General features: G+C 39.5%; 13 protein-coding genes and 1 tRNA gene. 9 read left to right on the forward strand and 5 right to left on the reverse strand.

What is annotated here, in order from left to right; genetic code table 11:
* Positions 1-283: 283 nt before the first annotated feature.
* Positions 284-796, forward strand: coding sequence for a DinB family protein (locus M23134_RS14250; RefSeq protein WP_002697246.1), 513 nt, complete (start codon positions 284-286; stop codon positions 794-796).
* 31 nt (positions 797-827) lie between these two features.
* Here the strand turns inward: M23134_RS14250 and M23134_RS14255 are convergent, their stop codons facing one another.
* Positions 828-1,313: a hypothetical protein gene (locus M23134_RS14255; RefSeq protein ID WP_198145021.1), complete on the reverse strand. Its 486-nt coding sequence runs from the start codon at positions 1,311-1,313 to the stop codon at positions 828-830.
* A gap of 132 nt (positions 1,314-1,445) precedes the next feature.
* Between M23134_RS14255 and M23134_RS14260 the strand changes: the two genes are divergently transcribed.
* Complete coding sequence (locus M23134_RS14260) at positions 1,446-2,447, forward strand: hypothetical protein (RefSeq protein WP_002697253.1); 1,002 nt, start codon at positions 1,446-1,448, stop codon at positions 2,445-2,447.
* Positions 2,448-2,600: 153 nt separating this feature from the next.
* Here M23134_RS14260 and M23134_RS14265 read toward each other — a convergent pair whose 3' ends face one another.
* Both M23134_RS14265 and M23134_RS14270 read right to left on the reverse strand, forming a co-directional pair.
* Positions 2,601-4,973 carry a S9 family peptidase gene (locus M23134_RS14265; RefSeq protein ID WP_002697255.1) on the reverse strand — a complete coding sequence of 791 codons (2,373 nt, stop codon included), beginning with the start codon at positions 4,971-4,973 and terminating at the stop codon, positions 2,601-2,603.
* Positions 4,974-4,986: 13 nt separating this feature from the next.
* Positions 4,987-5,184, reverse strand: a complete 198-nt coding sequence (locus M23134_RS14270; protein ID WP_002697256.1) for a hypothetical protein — start codon at positions 5,182-5,184, stop codon at positions 4,987-4,989.
* Positions 5,185-5,430: 246 nt separating this feature from the next.
* On the opposite strand from M23134_RS14270, the gene M23134_RS14275 reads away from it, so the two are divergent.
* On the forward strand, positions 5,431-6,411 hold the full coding sequence (locus tag M23134_RS14275; protein WP_045113608.1) for an NAD(P)H-quinone oxidoreductase: 981 nt from the start codon (positions 5,431-5,433) through the stop codon (positions 6,409-6,411).
* An 8-nt stretch (positions 6,412-6,419) separates the two neighbouring features.
* Here the strand turns inward: M23134_RS14275 and M23134_RS14280 are convergent, their stop codons facing one another.
* Positions 6,420-7,658, reverse strand: a complete 1,239-nt coding sequence (locus M23134_RS14280) for a sensor histidine kinase (RefSeq protein ID WP_002697261.1) — start codon at positions 7,656-7,658, stop codon at positions 6,420-6,422.
* Between the two features lie 427 nt (positions 7,659-8,085).
* Here M23134_RS14280 and hemA point away from each other — a divergent pair, with 427 nt between their 5' ends.
* The 5 genes from hemA (at position 8,086) to rpsA (ending at position 15,603) form a co-directional block, all read left to right on the forward strand.
* Positions 8,086-9,363, forward strand: coding sequence for a glutamyl-tRNA reductase (gene hemA / locus M23134_RS14285; protein WP_002697264.1), 1,278 nt, complete (start codon positions 8,086-8,088; stop codon positions 9,361-9,363).
* 325 nt (positions 9,364-9,688) lie between these two features.
* Positions 9,689-11,752 carry an OmpA family protein gene (locus M23134_RS14290; RefSeq protein WP_002697265.1) on the forward strand — a complete coding sequence of 688 codons (2,064 nt, stop codon included), beginning with the start codon at positions 9,689-9,691 and terminating at the stop codon, positions 11,750-11,752.
* Between the two features lie 8 nt (positions 11,753-11,760).
* Complete coding sequence (locus M23134_RS14295; protein WP_002697268.1) at positions 11,761-12,705, forward strand: C40 family peptidase; 945 nt, start codon at positions 11,761-11,763, stop codon at positions 12,703-12,705.
* Between the two features lie 407 nt (positions 12,706-13,112).
* Positions 13,113-13,634, forward strand: coding sequence for an HNH endonuclease (locus M23134_RS14300; protein WP_002697270.1), 522 nt, complete (start codon positions 13,113-13,115; stop codon positions 13,632-13,634).
* A gap of 178 nt (positions 13,635-13,812) precedes the next feature.
* Positions 13,813-15,603 carry a 30S ribosomal protein S1 gene (gene rpsA, locus M23134_RS14305; protein ID WP_002697271.1) on the forward strand — a complete coding sequence of 597 codons (1,791 nt, stop codon included), beginning with the start codon at positions 13,813-13,815 and terminating at the stop codon, positions 15,601-15,603.
* 103 nt (positions 15,604-15,706) lie between these two features.
* Here rpsA and M23134_RS14310 read toward each other — a convergent pair whose 3' ends face one another.
* Positions 15,707-16,729 carry a DUF3829 domain-containing protein gene (locus M23134_RS14310; protein WP_002697273.1) on the reverse strand — a complete coding sequence of 341 codons (1,023 nt, stop codon included), beginning with the start codon at positions 16,727-16,729 and terminating at the stop codon, positions 15,707-15,709.
* Between the two features lie 225 nt (positions 16,730-16,954).
* Here M23134_RS14310 and M23134_RS14315 point away from each other — a divergent pair.
* Positions 16,955-17,025 (forward strand) — tRNA-Cys (locus M23134_RS14315).
* Positions 17,026-17,066: the final 41 nt, after the last annotated feature.

Below are 17,066 nucleotides of genomic sequence, written 5' to 3' on the forward strand. Positions count from 1 at the left end.
CTTATTAAAACTAATAGAGTTCTATTAAACAGGTGTACTTCTATTATATTACTCACAGTGGCAAGAAATGTCTTCCCTTTCTAAAAACCTCTTAGGCTCTTAAGCCAGGGAGGTTTTTTTTATTGGCTAAAAATTAGCTTATTGATGTTTAAAACGATCTTTCTTGAAAAATTATTCACACTTTTTTGGGTAGAAAATGCCACAAGTAAGATTATATGAAAAAGTGGATAATTTTTTCATAAAAGCATTAAAAAACACTTCATAATTTTTAATCTGATACCCCATGATACAAAAACCATTGCCTCAGGAATACAGTGCTTATTATCAACCTTTTATAGATTTGATAGAAGGCGATGACTTGACTCAAATATTAGAAAACACCCACTCTGCTACCCATAAATTGATAAGAAACCTACCTGCCGAAAAACAAAATCATCGTTATGCCGAAGATAAATGGACAATCAAAGAAGTATTGTTACACTTGCTCGATACCGAACGAGTATTTGCCTATCGTGCGTTACGCTTTGCTCGCCAAGATAAAACAGATTTGCCAGGTTTTGAGCAAAATGGCTATGTGTTTGCTGTCAATGCCAGCGAACGCTCTATGGAGAGTATTGCGCAGGAACTTGCGGCAGTGCGTCGCTCTACTATTTTACTTTTTCAAAATTTCAACGAGCAAATGTTGAACAGTAAAGGGACTGCCAATGGTTTTACCATGTCGGTGAGGGCAATTAGTTTGATTATACCAGGGCATGAACTACACCATTGCAATATTATCCGGGAGCGTTATCTCTAAAAAAGTGGGGCAGGTGTTGAAACCTGCCTGTTTACAAATCTATGACTTCTGTTTTCACTGTAGGGTGTATGTTCGATTTAGGAATGAGCAGGTGGTATACCACAATAGGTGCTATGGTCAGTCTGCCTTTTTTAAGGGTAATAGTGAGCAGGTTAGATTCACAACTTTGAGCAAGCTCATAACCCAAGTCAGACAGGTTGCTACTGAGTTGTTTTTTACCAATGACCAATTCATATTTTGAAAAATCTATAGGAGTAAAACACTGCGATGGAGTGACTAGTTGGTTGAACCTTTCTTGAGTTTGTATAACAGTATACTCACCTTCTGGCAAGTTTACATCAATGGTAATTGGTGTTTTGCAGGTATTCAGTGAATCTAAACTAAGTGGGCGTAAATCAGGCATGACACAGCCTGTTTCTTTGTCCGATTTATTAGTACAGCTACTCAGACAAGCGACACATAAAAATATGCCCAGACATAAAAGTATAAACAGCCTTATTTTATAAATATTTTTCATGACAATTGTAGACAGGTATAGCATATAATCAGTTCTTAGCAAGGCCTTGTGAGCTTTACCAACCTTGCAGTTGTCTATTCGTTGAACAATACAAAAACGTTTCAATTCTAACACGTGTCCCATATTTACTGTATGCAACAGGTCAAAAAAGTATTACAAGAAGTATTTGCTTTGCAACCCCAGGCTCAAACCCATGTATGGCAGTGGCACCAAGCCCAACAGTGGAAGTATTTACCTGCCCTTCGGTATTCGCTCCAAGAGCTTGGGTATCACTTTGAGCTATTGCCTGAAAAAAAACAGGATTTACTCACCTGCGAAGAATACCTTAAAACCTATACTATCCGTGAAAACGGGCGAAAAACCTGGCCCAACGAATGGGTAGATGCTACCAAAGGTACACTAGACCAACAAGGTTTAGATCATTTGTGGCTTAAGCCCGATGAGGGGTATTTGGTAAAGCTACTTAAGGCATCAGGTGAGGAACAGGACTTGGAACGCCTCAAAAAAGTAGTGCAAAGCAAAGCTTTTAAATATCGTGGACTCGATAAAAACATTGAAGAACGCAAACAAGCCCGCCTACGCAAGCTCCAGCAAAGTATTGATAAGCAAGAGGTGGTGTTGTTTTTGGGTAGGCAAAACCGGGTATACAAGGCATTGCAACAAAAGCTAAATGAGCGATACGCTGGCAAACTACGCTTTATAAGCGACCATATATGGTCATCGCGAGGTTATATAGAGCCAGGAGTGAAGGCCTCAGACAATCGGCTGAGCCTTATTCAGGCAGCCGAAACTATTCATCGTTTGCCCACATTAGGGTTGAGTGGTGAGGCTATAGCCCAACGTTTTATTATGTTTTCTTTGGACAACTACAACGCCAAAACTTGTATGGCAGCCATGTACTCAGATTGTAATCGAATTGCGCGAAGTGATGGTAAACCTAAAATTGAGGGCATCGATAAATTTGCTTTTGCCTACACTGGTTTGACTGATCTTGAGCTTGCCAACATTGTAAGAAATAAACATTGGTTGAGTTATACCCGGTTTTGTCGCACTGGTGCCAATGGTGAACCTGAAGAATTGAGCCAACAGCAAGTGTTAGAAGAGTACGGCATTAAGGAAGTGCCACTCGTATAGAAATAGGCATTGTCTATCTAACAAACGCAATACATTAAAACCTCTACTTTACAAACTTAAAAATAGGAGCGTATAAATGTAGAGGTTGTAAGGGTGTTTAAGTGGGCAGTTTGGAGATGTTTGCCCTAGCCAAAACAATTTAAAAACAAGTTCTTACTTCAGGTTTTCCTCAAACAGCTTAAAAATGCGTTTATACTCGTCTGCCCAACTGGTAGGCTCTACAAAACTGTGGCGTTCTATAGGGTAAACTGCTAGTTCCCAATCTTCCTTCCTTAGCTCTATCAAACGTTGGCTCAAGCGTACAATGTCTTGAAATTGTACATTGTAATCAATCATTCCGTGACACATCAACAAGGCTCCCTTGAGTCCTTCGGCAAAATAAATGGGTGAACTTCTGGCATAAGCAATGCTGTCTAGCACCGGAGTGTTGAGTATATTGTTGGTATAAGGGTGATTGTAATGCGCCCAATCAGTAACTGACCTTAACGCAGCACCTGCTTTGAATACATCAGGGGTAGTAAACATTGCCATCAGTGTAATAAACCCACCATACGACCCACCGTAAATCCCGATTTTGTTAGGGTCAATGTTATAACGGTCAACCAATACCTTAGCTCCGTCTACATTGTCAGTCAAGTCTTTACCACCCATGTGCCGATAAATACCTGTGCGCCAGTCTCTGCCATAGCCCCTGCTTCCTCGGTAGTCTATATCCATAACCGTATAGCCATTTTGCACCAAAAAGTTATGAAACAGGTACTCTCTGTCGTAGCTGCTCCAGCCTTTATGGGCATTTTGTAAATACCCTGCTCCGTGCACAAAAATAGCTGCTTTACCCTGTTTAGGGGCAGTTTTTGGACGGTATACCCTGGCATATACAGTCGCTCCGTCGCGGGCTTTAAAACTAATTATTTCAGGAGCAAGCCATGCATACTGTTTAAAGGCAGAGGTGCGCGAATCAGTGATTTTTACTGCTTGAGCCTTTGCTTTATTGGGCATCAGGTAGAGTTCGGGCGGAGTGTTGGTATTAGAGTATAACACTGCTGCTTGTGTTTCATCGGGCGAAAGGGTCACATTGTTGAACCCGGTTTTAGTGGTAATTTGGGTACGTTTGCCCCCTTTTAAAGGCATTTTGTAAACATGGTAGACTCCTGGGTGTACCTCGTTGGTACGTAAATACCACCATTTTTTATCCCTGGAAATCCAAGCCTCTGTCACTTCAAACTTTCCTTGGGTCAATGCCTTGGTTTTGCCATTGTTTACATTGACTGTGTACAGATGTGAGTACCCCGTTTTTTCGGATTGAAAATATACCCGTTGGTTATCGGGCATCCAGCCTACATTGCCCATAAAAAAGTTCCAACTGATGCCCGGACCACCTATCCATGCTTCGTTGCGTTGGCGATTGAGGAGTTTAAGTTTACCAGTGCTGGCGTTTAATAGCACAATCCAACGGTCTTTAGAGTCTTGCGAACGAATGACCATTACTGCCTTTTTACCATCTGCCGACCAAATAGGTGAGTGTGGAATTACTTTTCGGGCTTTTTTCTTGCCAGGTTTGCGACCATATTCTTTATAATAAGCAGGTAAATCATAGATGCCCGCCAATTGCTCAAAATCGACCATTTTCACCTTGTTTGCCTTTAGGTCAAATATACCAAATGCATAACTTGTTTGGGGGCTGCCTACTTTAGGGCGTTGGTCTACCGGGTTGGTATAGCCCGATTTGGTAATAAATTGCATGACACTGGTACGCTTGCGATCGGGGTAACTTGACAACCTAAAAGTAACAAAATTTTTGCTAGGACTCAGTTGCAAATTATTTACGTATTTGCCTTTGAGGTAAATTACTTTGGGGCGTTTGGGACGGGGAGTTTGTCGGTTTTTTTTCCTAAATGCTTGTTCTTTTTGGCGTTTTTTCAAGACATCCATCAGCACCATTTGCTGGTCTTTCAACCATTGGTCTTGCTTATTGGTTTTTTTGTTATGCCTGGGATTACCCGATTTAAAGTTAGTCAGTTGTTTAAGGCTACCATCGCTCAAGCTCCATTCAAATAAATTATTCCCTTGTTGGTAAACCAAACTCTTTTCATCCCCCGAAAAACTCACGTTACTTTCTTGTGCTGTAGTATGGGTAATCTGGCGTATTTTACCGTTTTTATGCCAATAAACATCCCCGTTTTGAGTATACACTTTTTGGGTGCGGGCTTTGTTGTAGTTGCCAAATCTGTCTGGCATATTGGCTAGTTCATTTTTGCTTATCTTTTCAGGTTTACCCACTACTTTCCCATCACGTATTTTTACCCCGTACAGTGCTCCTTGGGGAGCTTGCTTAGGGTTCCAGTGAAAGTAAACCTTGCTGCCGTCTTCTGCCCAGAATATTCTTGAGGGAGCATAGCCAATAAATTTTTCCCCCTCCATGATTTGATCAATGCTCAGTTTTTTTTGAGCCATTGCCTTTTCACAAATACTTGACAAGCAAAAATAGGTCAAGCAAAAAAAGGTTTGTAAGAATAGTTGCTTCATTGTTATATGATTATTATTTATTGAATATATGAGAATATACTAGCCCTAATAAAGCCCCTGTGCTGGCGCCGCCTAGCGTCCAGACAATAAAACCTGTCACTGCTTTGGTTGGAATAACCTGAAGTAAATAAAGGATAATGGCAATTATAACCATCACCATAGCACCACCACCTACCAGTTGGAGCAAGTTTTTAAAAATTTGAGGAACCATTCATCAAGTGTTTATAAGAGAGGATGTTATGCATTTACATTGCCTGAAAATCAGTTGTTTAGTATTTTGGTAATAAAAAAATGCAGTAAAGCCACCTCCTGTGTTGGTATTTGACCACCACAAGGTGAGCAGCGAAAACTATTCACAGATTTTGTTCAAATATATGTTAAAACTACCTTAGATTGCGAATATCCAGAGTGGATTTGCTTGGTATTCTATGAATTTTACGATTTAGATAAAATAAAAATGAAAGCTGTAGTTATCAAAGAATTTGGTGGTCCCGAACAACTTAGGTTGGGAGAGTGGGACAAGCCAACCCCTGCAAAAAATGAAGTATTAGTAAAAGTACATGCGTCAGCGCTCAATCGTGCCGATACTCTCCAGCGCAAAGGAGTGTACCCACCACCAGCTGGAGCCAGCCCTATCTTGGGGCTTGAGCTTGCCGGAGAAGTAGTAGAGGTAGGAAGTGCCATAAGTCGTTGGCAAACAGGTGATCAAGTGTTTGGTTTGGTGCAGGGAGGGGGCTATGCTGAGTATGCTGTTATTCATGAATATATGGCCATGCCTTTGCCCCAAGGTTTTACTTTTGAGCAAGCTGTAGCTATTCCAGAAGTATTTCTGACGGCATTTCAGGCGTTACGCTGGCTTGCCCGTGTTCAACCCAACGAGACGGTGCTAGTGCACGCAGGTGCCAGTGGGGTAGGTACTGCGGCTATTCAACTTGCCAAAGCAATGGGAGCCAGGGTGGTAGTGACTGCCTCAGTGGGCAAACACCAAACTTGCCTCGACTTGGGAGCAGAGCTGGCCATTGATTATAAAACGGAGGATTTTCAGCAGCGTACCCTTGACTTTACCCAAGGCAAAGGGGTTGATGTAGTCATTGATTTTATTGCTGCACCATATTTTCATCAAAACATAGAAGCCCTGGCAGTAGACGGGCGTATGGTGATATTAGCTTTGATGGGGGGCACCAAAGTGTCAGAGTTTAACCTTGCCAAAATGCTGCGTAAACGTTTGTCAGTGATGGGGTCTACCTTAAGAGCACGTAGCCAAGACTATCAAATAAAGCTTACTCAAGACCTGGCTGAGTTTGCTATTCCATTAATAACCCAAGGTAAAATAGCACCTGTCATTGATTCGGTGTTTGACTGGACCGAGGTTGCCGAGGCACATCGTTATATGGAAGCCAACAAAAACGTAGGTAAAATTATATTGAAAATAAGTTAAAAGTGAGTTTATTCCTCTTCGGGTATTCCTTCTTTCAGAATAATGCTAAAAGTGGTGCCTTTATCAACCTCTGAGGTTTTGATAAAAATACGCCCTTTGTGGTATTCTTCAATAATTCTTTTGGCAAGTGTTAGCCCCAGCCCCCAGCCGCGTTTTTTGGTAGTAAAACCAGGGTTAAACACTTGCTTTACCTGCTGTTTGTTCATCCCTTTGCCTGTGTCGGTAATGTCAATTACTACGTCTCCTTCTGGGATTTCGCGTAAGCGCAAACGTAGTTCTCCACGGCCTGCCATAGCATCTACTGCATTTTTACAAATGTTTTCTATGACCCACTCAAACAAATAACGGTTCATGTTGACCATTTTTTCGGGAGGAAGCCAATCCTTTACTCTCACCTTTACCTGACTGGAAATACGCCTTTGCAGGTAGTTCATAAAACCTTGCACCACCACTGAGATATTTTCTGGCTGGAGGGTAGGCTCAGAGCCTATGCTTGAAAAACGCGCCGTAACCATTTGTAAACGTTGCACATCTTTTTCGAGTTCATCGGCTACTATTGGGTCAGCGGTTTCATCCAGACGCAAGTATTCTACCCAAGCCATGAGCGACGAAATAGGTGTGCCCAGTTGGTGGGCAGTTTCTTTGGCAAGCCCTACCCAAATCCGGTTTTGTTCGGCACGACGTGAATAGTTAAATGCCATATAGGTAAGCAAACCAAAGATAACAATGACAACAAACTGTACATAAGGATAGTAACGGAGTTGCTCTAACAGGTCAGAGTTTCGGTAGTAGATGTAGTTTTTTTCACCCAGAAATGAGACTACTATAGGTAGGTTTTCTTCTCTCATAATGGCAAGCTCTTTTTGAAGAATCTTTTCCTCTTGCTCGACAATCTTTTGTGCTTCGCCTACCGACAGTAGCTTTTGGGGTTCTTCGATGGAGCTATTTTGCTCGCTGGGTAATTTTATGTTACGTGAATTGATAATTTTACCTTTCTCATCAGTCAAAATCATAGGAACTGAGTTATTGGCGCCTACTATTTCTTGCATCAAAAATGTTAGTTCATCCCCTACTTTTTCATCTACAGCAAACTCCAGCCCTTTGGCATACAAGTCAATCAACCTTTTCTCTCGTTGTTCAAGTTTTTTTACCAATGTGTTGGTATAGTATAATGACACCCCAGCAAGCAGCAAAGCAATAGCTACTATTCCAACCTTAAACTTCGATTTGTTGTTGTATATATCCATAAAACCTCTGTGTGCTTCTTCAAGAAAGAGTCGAGCCTGCAAATATCAAAACTAAAATGGTATACGTAAATATAAAATACAAAATTAAAGCTAATAAAAAGACTTGGACATGCGAATATTTACATTGCCAAGCGCCTAGTCAAAAGGGCAATTGATTGGACAAATACCAGTGGGTGATGTAATAAAATCGTACATAACGAACAAACTTAAAGCCTTTTCAGGGTGTTAAACCAAGTAAAATTGACATATATCATTTTCTTATCAGAGGGAATTGGCTTCCTTGCAACATCTTTAATAAGTCAAACTTAAAGACTAAAAAACACAAGCCCTTATTTGGAATCTATCTAAATTAGTAGGGTGTGGCTCTGTTACTTTCTATGTTGAAAAATTAGATATTACTTTTGTGAAAAATAATCGTGCGGCTCATATGTATAACAACTTCAAATCTGTTACATTATCATACAAAAACACTCCAATCAATATTCGTGAAGCTTTGTCATTAAATGAAAATGATTGCAAGGCTTTGTTGCGTGAACTTAGAGAGTTGGAAGACATGACCGATATGTTGGTACTGTCTACCTGTAACCGTACTGAAGTGTACTATACCTCGTCACAGGATTATTCTGCTGAAGTAATTCAACAACTGGGCGTTTTAAAGAATATCCCGCATATTCAAAACTATACCGAATACTTTACCCTCCTTAACAATTCGCAAGAAGCAGTACATCACTTATTTAGTGTAGCTATGGGGTTAGAGTCTCAGGTGGTGGGCGATATGCAAATCTCTAATCAAGTAAAAAATGCTTACCAGTGGGCAGCCGATATAGGTACAGCCGGACCGTTTCTGCACCGTTTGTTGCACACTATTTTCTTTACTAATAAACGAGTAGTACAAGAAACAAATTTTCGCAGTGGGGCAGCCTCCACTTCTTATGCTTCAGTAGAACTGATAGAAGACCTTGCTAATGACATTCGTGACCCTAAAGTATTGGTATTAGGCGTAGGCGAAATAGGTACCGATGTGAGTCGGTCGTTGGAAGGCAGCTTTATCAATGATATTACGATATGCAACCGTACCTTGGCAAAAGCCGAAAAACTTGCTGCGGAGTGTGGTGCAAAGGTGATACCGTTTGAAAATGTAAGGCAAGCCATTCTGGAAGCAGACATTGTCATTTCTTCGGTAGCCCTTAACGAACCCTTTATTACTAAAGAGAGTTTGAGCCAACAAGACCTACACTCGTTTAAGTATTTTATAGACCTTGCCGTGCCTCGAAGCGTAGAGCCAGTAATAGAAGATCTGGCTGGAATGGTGGTATACAACATTGATGATATCAACAATAAAGCGTCTAAGGCACTTGAGCGTCGCCTTCAGGCAATTCCTGATGTAAAGGCAATTGTCAATGAGGCTATAGCCGAGTTTGGTGAGTGGTCAAAAGAAATGGAAGTGTCGCCTACCATTAAAAAAATAAAAATGTCGCTTGAGCAAATTCGCCAGGAAGAGCTTGAACGTTATATGAAAGACCTTACTCAAAATGAGTCGGACAAACTGGAAAAAATCACCAAAAGCCTCATGCAAAAAATTATTAAGCTTCCGGTGCTACAGCTCAAGGCAGCCTGCAAAAGAGGGGATGCCGAATCTTTAATTGATGTTTTAAATGATTTGTTTGACCTCGAAAAACAACCTACCCAAAAAATACGCAAGTAATCTTACAAGTTACATACTAAGCGTTAAAATAATGTGTTTATAACAAACATAATTACAAATCAGATTATTTTTGTTAGGGCATATATGCCACAATGCTTAGGCTAAGTTGGATTTCATTACCCTTTTTTATAGCTTTACCCGCTTAGTTTAGCATTCTATAAGCATTGTAAATTTATTTTTACAAAATGTATCAGGAATTGTATATTTTTGCTTGAAATATGTATTTGTAACATTTAAAATTACATCCTATCCCTTCAACGTGGATTGAATAATTTTTAAACTGATAAAAGGCTTATTTTTTGGTATAGCCTAACCAACCTAAAGTATGATGTACTTATTAACTACAAAAAAAACTTGGCTACTGGTTTTATTTTTTTTCACCACTACTTTCATACAGGCTCAAACTGTTCAGTGGGCATCCAGTGTGTTGGGTGTTTCGTCTGAGCGTAGAGAATTAAACCCAGAATCTAAGTCACCCGAACCACATCAGTTTCGGGCAAAACAAGCATTGGGCATCCCTAATAAATTACCTGCGTTAGGCAGTAGCAAATGTGCCTGGTCACCGGCTCAGTCAAAAAATGCTACCCCTGAGTGGATCAAAGTAGGTTTTGCCAACCCTATGCAAATAAGCCAGGTGGCTATTGCCGAAAATCATAACCCTGGAGCCATTACTCATATATATGTGTACGATGAGGCTGGCAGAGAACATTTGCTTTATCGCAATACCAATGTTGCTCCACTTACAGTAAGCGGTCGTATTTTTCATTTTTTTGTTAAAAAAACAGCCTATAAGGTAAAAAGCGTAAAAGTTACCTTAAACACTGCCCGTGTGCCTGGTTATAACCAGATAGACGCCATTGCTATTTCAGATTCAAATGACCCGGTACAAGCAAAAATTAATTTGGCAAAAAAATTAAATGTAAAGTCTAAACCACTTAACCTGGGTACCAATATCAACTCTCGCTATGACGAGATTTCTCCTGTAGTAGCCCCTGATGGTTCGGCTATCTATTTTACCAGAGCCAAGCACCCCCAAAACATTGGTAAAGAGCACAAGCAAGATGTGTGGTATGCCAACCTAAGACCTGACAATAACTTTGATCTTGCCAAAAATATGGGTCCCCCCATTAACACCGAACACCACAATTCGTCTTTTTCTATTGCTCCCGATGGTAATACCATGTTGTTAAACAATGTATACCGTCCTGATGGTAAACTGGTAAAAGGTCTGTCAATTACCCGTAGAGGTGCAGATGGTAATTGGACTCGCCCCGAAAAAGTAATTATTAATGGCTATAAAAACCTCAACAAATACTCTGAGTTTTGTTTGTCACCAAATGGCAAGGTATTGTTAATGACAATACAACAAACCGACACAAGGGGAGGTAAAGATATTTATGTATCATTCTTAAACTCGGATGGTAAAACCTGGTCGAAGCCGCGAAACCTGGGCAGTAGAGTAAATACGGCTGAAAGTGAAACATCGCCTTTTTTGGCTGCTGATGGAGTAACACTATACTATTCTACTTCAGGCTTTAGTGGTTTTGGTTCAAACGACATTTTCGTAACTCGTCGTTTAGATGATAGTTGGTCAAACTGGAGTACTCCTAAAAACCTGGGACCTGAGATTAACACCAGCAAATGGGATGCATACTTTAGCATTCCTGCCAAGGCTGATTTTGCCTATTATATTACTTACCATCGTTCAATTGCTGGTAGTGGTGATATTTTTAGAGTAAGTTTGTCAGAGTCAAACAAGCCTAAACCAGTAGCTTTGGTAAAAGGGAGGGTGTTCAACGCAAAAACCAAACAGCCTATCAGCGCAAGCATCGAGTACGAGATTTTGTCTACTGGAAAAAATGTAGGTAGGGGACGGTCAAACCCCAAAACAGGAGAATACAAGGTAGTATTGCCTCTGGAGCAAAAGTATGCATTATTGGCAGAAGCCAAGGGGTTTTTATCGGTAGACACGACCATTGACCTCAAAGGAATTACTAAATATACAGAAATTGTTGCCGATTTGTACCTGGTACCTATAGAGTCGGGCGGATTGGTAAGGCTAAACAATATATTCTTTAGTAGAGGTAGTGCTCGTTTGTTGCCAGAATCTTATCCAGAATTGAATCGCCTGGCCAAAGCAATGAAAGAAAACCCTACTATGAGGATTCGCCTTGAAGGACACACTGAAATTTTTGGTAATAAGAAGTTCCTGATGAACTTGTCTAAGCAAAGGGTAAAGTCTGTACAAAAATATTTGTCAGAAAAAGGAATCAACGACCGAAGGGTAAAACTCAAAGGGTTTGGATATAAACGTCCGCTGAGTCGTAAAAAAGACGAAAAGTCCAGAGCGCTTAATAGAAGGGTAGAAGTAAGAATTTTATCAAAATAAATTAAGGGATGTTGTCTGATTTCAGACAACATTTTTTTTTGCCTGTGACAGAACAAAGTACATATACACATAAGTTTGGAATATGCCATCTGGGTATTATCCCGGTAAGAGCAGCACCTGCCAGCAAAAGTGAGCAGGTAACCCAATTGCTTTTTGGCGAAACATTCCAGGTAACCAAAGTAAGTGCAGATCATAAGTTTGTATGGATCATTGCCGACTATGATGAATACAGTGGGTGGGTAGACATCAGTCGCTGGCAAGAAGTGTCTGAGGCTTTTTATCAAAAAGCAAAGCAAGCCCAACATTTGATGGTTGACCAGGCCTTTGCTTTATTGACCAAGTCGGTTTATACAAATACCTTGTCTTTTGGTTCTACCTTACCTACTTATACCAAAGGTGAATTGTATTGGGAGGAGACAATGTGCTACAATGCCAAAATAAGGGATACCCGAAATAAGGTAGACAAGCATCAAATAATATGGATAGCTTTTATTTTTTTAGGTACTCCTTATCTCTGGGGTGGTAAGTCTATATTTGGCATAGATTGTTCAGGTTTGACACAATTGGTATACAAGGCAGGAGGATATTTTTTGCCACGAGATGCTTATCAACAAGCAGCATTTGGTGCCAAAGTAGCGCGTCTGACGGAAGCCAAAACGGGAGATTTGGTATTTTTTGCCCGTAAAGACAATATTATTCACGTAGGTATTGTTTTAATAATCAGTGACATATATAAAACTTTTCCTGCAATTGCCCAAAAAATGGAAGAAACTGTCACAATATTGGAAGGGCAAAAGTTGGAAGTCAATCCTGCAACCAAGCAACCTTACCAGTGGGTGTTACATGCGTATGATTGTGTACGCATAGATATATTAGACAGCAAGGGTATTTACAATGCAAATGAAAAACAATATACTCATTACACACATTCTATAAAACAGATCATTCCATAGATGGATGGCGTATAGGGAAACAAAGGCTGGTTCAACTCTAATGGTTGGCAGCATTGGTAAATTAGATTTAAATAAGATGATGAGCGTATCACAGTTACTTTTACGCTGGTTTATTGAACAAATATAATTTTAAGCTGAGCTGAAAGTGACAAATTGATTTTGGTTTTATGAGTTATATATCATAATTTTGTCGCTATTTGGAGCATAACATGTGTAATATGTGTAAATGTTAATTTAAATACACGTGTTTTTGAAGTAATTTAAGGAGCTATTAGAGCGACTTGTCTTGAAAGAGTGATGGTAACCAGATGTTTGAACGTTGTGCTACTTCATAACACATTACAAAACCAACCCAAAGCAGAGTGCTTTGTTCACAATTTATTACCAAAAATTAAATTCAAGGGAAGATGAGTCTCAATGGAAGAAAGGTTCTTATTTTAAACCAAGACTACACTGCACTGACAATATGTACGGTACAGAAGGCGTTTATATTGGTTTATTTGAAAAAGGCTGAGATGATTTCTGAAAATGAAGATCAGCCACTGCGTACAGTGTCCAGTACTTATCCAATGCCATCTATTATTCGTTTGTTTCGATATGTAAATCTTCCATATAGAGGAGTGATGCTGAGTCGTCAAAACATTTTTAAACGAGATGGCAATGTGTGTCAATACTGTGGGTCGCCTTATGACCTCACGCTGGACCACGTAATTCCTAAATCGCGAGGGGGACGTTCTACTTGGGACAACCTCGCCACAGCTTGTAAAGGTTGTAACTCAAAAAAGGGAGATTTAACTCCTGAAGAAGCAAGCATGCCTCTTAAAAGACCTCCTTTCAAACCTTCATTTATTATGTTCCTGAGAGATTTCTCTGGCGCCATAGATGAAGAGTGGAAGCAATATTTAGGAAAAAGATTTAAAATTTATTAATCAACAAGTTTAATAGTTGTTGATTTTCTTTATAACTTTGCATTTCTGTTTAGCACAGGTGTTTTTTTAGAAACATTTTTGCTAAACAGAAATGCATTTTTTATTTTATTGTTAAACCTTAAAATCTGCTCTCAATGGCTCTATGAGCAGATGTATGACAGAGCCATAATTCAAAAATATGGGTAATTCTCCAGAAGAATTTGATTGGGATAATGTAGAAACTAAAAGTTTCGGATTAGGTTATTCAGAAGAAAAGCGAGCAGAGCTCGAAAAAATGTACGATGAAACCCTTACTCAAGTACAAGAAAAAGAAGTAGTAACGGGTACTGTTGTAAAAATTGTTGATAGAGAAGTCATCTTAAACATAGGTTTTAAATCAGATGGATTAGTTCCTTTGTCGGAATTCCGTGATATGCCTGATTTAAAGTCTGGTGATGAAGTTGAGGTTTTTATCGAAAACCAGGAAGATGCTAACGGACAGTTGATCCTTTCGAGAAAGAAAGCGAAAATTTTGACTGCCTGGAAAAAAATTCAAGCGGCTTTGGACGAAGATACCATCATCGAAGGTATTGTAAAACGTCGTACCAAAGGTGGTTTGATTGTAGACATTTATGGTATAGAAGCGTTCTTGCCTGGATCACAAATTGACGTGAAGCCAATCCGTGATTTTGACATCTACGTAGGTAAGAAGATGGAAGTAAAAGTTGTGAAAATTAACTACGCAAACGATAACGTAGTAGTTTCACATAAAGTACTTATTGAGAAAGACCTCGAAGAGCAGAAAGCACGTATTTTGAACAACCTTGAAAAAGGTCAGGTACTTGAAGGTGTTATCAAGAACATGACTAACTTTGGGGTATTTATAGATTTAGGTGGTGTAGATGGATTACTCCATATTACTGACATCTCCTGGGGACGCATCAGCCACCCAGAAGAAGTATTAAACCTTGATCAAAAAGTGAATGTAGTAGTGTTGGATTTCGACGATGAGAAAAAACGTATTTCTCTTGGTATGAAACAACTTACTCCTCATCCTTGGGAATCATTGCCAGAAGAAATTCAGGTGGGTACAAAAGTAAAAGGCCGCATTGTAAATGTAGCTGATTATGGTGCTTTCTTGGAAGTAATTCCTGGTGTAGAAGGTTTGATCCACGTTTCAGAAATGTCTTGGTCTCAGCACTTGCGCAATCCTCAGGATTTCATCAAAGTAAGTGATGAGCTTGAAGCCGTTGTATTGACTTTAGACCGCGAAGAGCGTAAAATGTCACTAGGTATCAAGCAATTGACCGATGACCCTTGGACTAAACAAGATGTATTGGATCGTTATGCGATTGGTACTAAGCACAAAGGTATCGTTCGTAACCTAACTAGCTTCGGTTTGTTCATCGAACTTGAAGAAGGTATTGACGGGCTTGTACACGTATCTGACTTGTCTTGGACTAAAAAGGTGAAACACCCTTCTGAGTTCGTAAAAGTAAACGATGAGTTAGAAGTAGTAGTACTTGAGTTAGACGTAGACAACAAACGTTTGGCACTTGGACACAAGCAGTTGGAAGAAAACCCTTGGGATACTTTCGCTACTATCTTTACCAACGGATCTGTTCATCCTTGTACTATCTTGTCTCGCAGCGAGAAAGGTGCGATTTTGGAACTTCCTTATGGTATTGAAGGTTCAGTAGGAGTGAAACACCTTAAGAAAGCAGATGGTTCTTTACCAGAAGTTGGCGAAACTCTTGACTTTATCGTATTAGAGTTTTCTAAGGACGAAAAGAAAATTGTTTTATCTCACGCAAGAACTCACGAAACTGAGGAAGAGAGAGAGCAACAAAAGAAAAAGGCTCCTGCCAATACAGGAAACAAAAAGAAGAAAGGAAAAGATGTGGCTGAAAGTAAAACTACTTTAGGCGACATCGAAGCTTTGTCTTCTTTAAAAGAGCAAATGGATAGTAATGACGGTGACGCCTCTTAATTATCCCTGTTCGTTATAAAATATAAAAAGCGTGGTATAGCAATATGCCACGCTTTTTGCATTTTACGAAAGCTTGTCTTAGATTACACCCAAAAGATTAATTTTATCTACTCATTCGATTGTATAAGTTAACCATTTGGCTATATAACTCGAAAAGCTTGGCTGGAGAACCTTTATCAGGAATACTAGGGTGAACAATGCTATATTTGAAATTATTGGTTTTAATTCTTTCTTTTAAATTCCGAATATTTTTAATAAAGTCTACCCCATTGGTTACATAGCTATCCAAATTTGATCTTTTAAACACCGCCATATTGCCAAATGCTTTTTCAAGTTGTGCCTCATCGTTTTGTAGGTTTTCCAGCTTATTATGACTTTCCTTGAAGGCCTTCATCTTTTCGTCTAAAGATTTCATGTCAACCTTTTTTAAGTCGCTTCCGTCCAGGCTATCAATAAGTGTGGCTATATCTTCCACGTTTTTGAGGTTGATCATTAAATTATAGCGAATAGCCTGTCCGTTTGCTTTAAATTTTTCTACATCAAACCTAAAGGTTTCATCTTGTAACTGTTGAAATGGCAAGCTTATTTTTTCGTAGGCAGCAAAATACTCTTCAAAGGCTTTCATGAGTTGAGGGTGCAGTACTTGCCCTTTAGCAAAGTCATCATCTTTATAATCTTCCTTTTCATAATACCCGTTAGCAGTGTTTATCAGCTGATATAAAGCGTCAGCTTTTTCAACAACTTGTCGCATAGGTTGATCAATGCCTTTCATTTGAGGGTCAAAATCCACTTCTTTAGCTACTTTTTCAAGGCTTCTCTCGTGCAACTCATACAACGTTTGTGGAGTGTTTTTGCCGTATTTAGGTCCTTTAGCTTTATCTACCCAAGCGAGATATTTTTCGTAGCTTTTGGTAGCGCTTTTATGAAAGCGGTTGCTAAAATTTATGTAAGCATTAAATTTTTTAGCAAAATCTGGGTGTTCAAATAAGTTGACAGGTTCAGCATCGCTTTGGGCTGTTTCAGTAGCAATATCTTCGTTTGTGCTGTTTTCAGTGTGCTTGTTTTTAGTACCACAACTTATGATCACTATACTAAATAGTAATAAGATAAAAAATTTACTTTGCATTATGTTTGATCTTTTGTGTTAGTTAAATAGAATAAGACGGAGGCAAGGCTTGTTTTGTTCTATTATATTCAGCCACCTTTGAGTTACTGAAGGATTAATTGGATAGTTCGCAAAAGAAGGAGCAAAGCTTTTTTATGAAATTCTATTAAAAAATATAGGGAATATTTTGAACATAAAATCTTATTGCGTACTATTGCAATCCCTTTTGGGAAGCACTTCTAAAAAGGTCGGATGGCCGAGTGGCTAGGCAGAGCTCTGCAAAAGCTCGTACAGCGGTTCGAATCCGCTTCCGACCTCTTTTTTTTACCCCAATTCACACTTATTTTTACGTATTTAA

The sequence above is a fragment of the Microscilla marina ATCC 23134 genome, from assembly GCF_000169175.1.
Taxonomy (GTDB): Bacteria; Bacteroidota; Bacteroidia; order Cytophagales; family Microscillaceae; genus Microscilla; species Microscilla marina.

Excerpts from the sequence above, each read along its gene's own strand:
- hemA (WP_002697264.1), top strand. The coding sequence starts at position 8,086 with ATGTATAACAACTTCAAATCTGTTACATTATCATACAAAAACACTCCA.
- M23134_RS14250 (WP_002697246.1), top strand. The coding sequence starts at position 284 with ATGATACAAAAACCATTGCCTCAGGAATACAGTGCTTATTATCAACCT.
- M23134_RS14290 (WP_002697265.1), top strand. The coding sequence starts at position 9,689 with ATGATGTACTTATTAACTACAAAAAAAACTTGGCTACTGGTTTTATTT.
- M23134_RS14270 (WP_002697256.1), bottom strand. The coding sequence starts at position 5,184 with ATGGTTCCTCAAATTTTTAAAAACTTGCTCCAACTGGTAGGTGGTGGT.
- rpsA (WP_002697271.1), top strand. The coding sequence starts at position 13,813 with ATGGGTAATTCTCCAGAAGAATTTGATTGGGATAATGTAGAAACTAAA.
- M23134_RS14300 (WP_002697270.1), top strand. The coding sequence starts at position 13,113 with ATGAGTCTCAATGGAAGAAAGGTTCTTATTTTAAACCAAGACTACACT.
- M23134_RS14265 (WP_002697255.1), bottom strand. The coding sequence starts at position 4,973 with ATGAAGCAACTATTCTTACAAACCTTTTTTTGCTTGACCTATTTTTGC.
- M23134_RS14280 (WP_002697261.1), bottom strand. The coding sequence starts at position 7,658 with ATGGATATATACAACAACAAATCGAAGTTTAAGGTTGGAATAGTAGCT.
- M23134_RS14310 (WP_002697273.1), bottom strand. The coding sequence starts at position 16,729 with ATGCAAAGTAAATTTTTTATCTTATTACTATTTAGTATAGTGATCATA.
- M23134_RS14255 (WP_198145021.1), bottom strand. The coding sequence starts at position 1,313 with ATGAAAAATATTTATAAAATAAGGCTGTTTATACTTTTATGTCTGGGC.
- M23134_RS14275 (WP_045113608.1), top strand. The coding sequence starts at position 5,431 with ATGAAAGCTGTAGTTATCAAAGAATTTGGTGGTCCCGAACAACTTAGG.
- M23134_RS14260 (WP_002697253.1), top strand. The coding sequence starts at position 1,446 with ATGCAACAGGTCAAAAAAGTATTACAAGAAGTATTTGCTTTGCAACCC.
- M23134_RS14295 (WP_002697268.1), top strand. The coding sequence starts at position 11,761 with ATGTTGTCTGATTTCAGACAACATTTTTTTTTGCCTGTGACAGAACAA.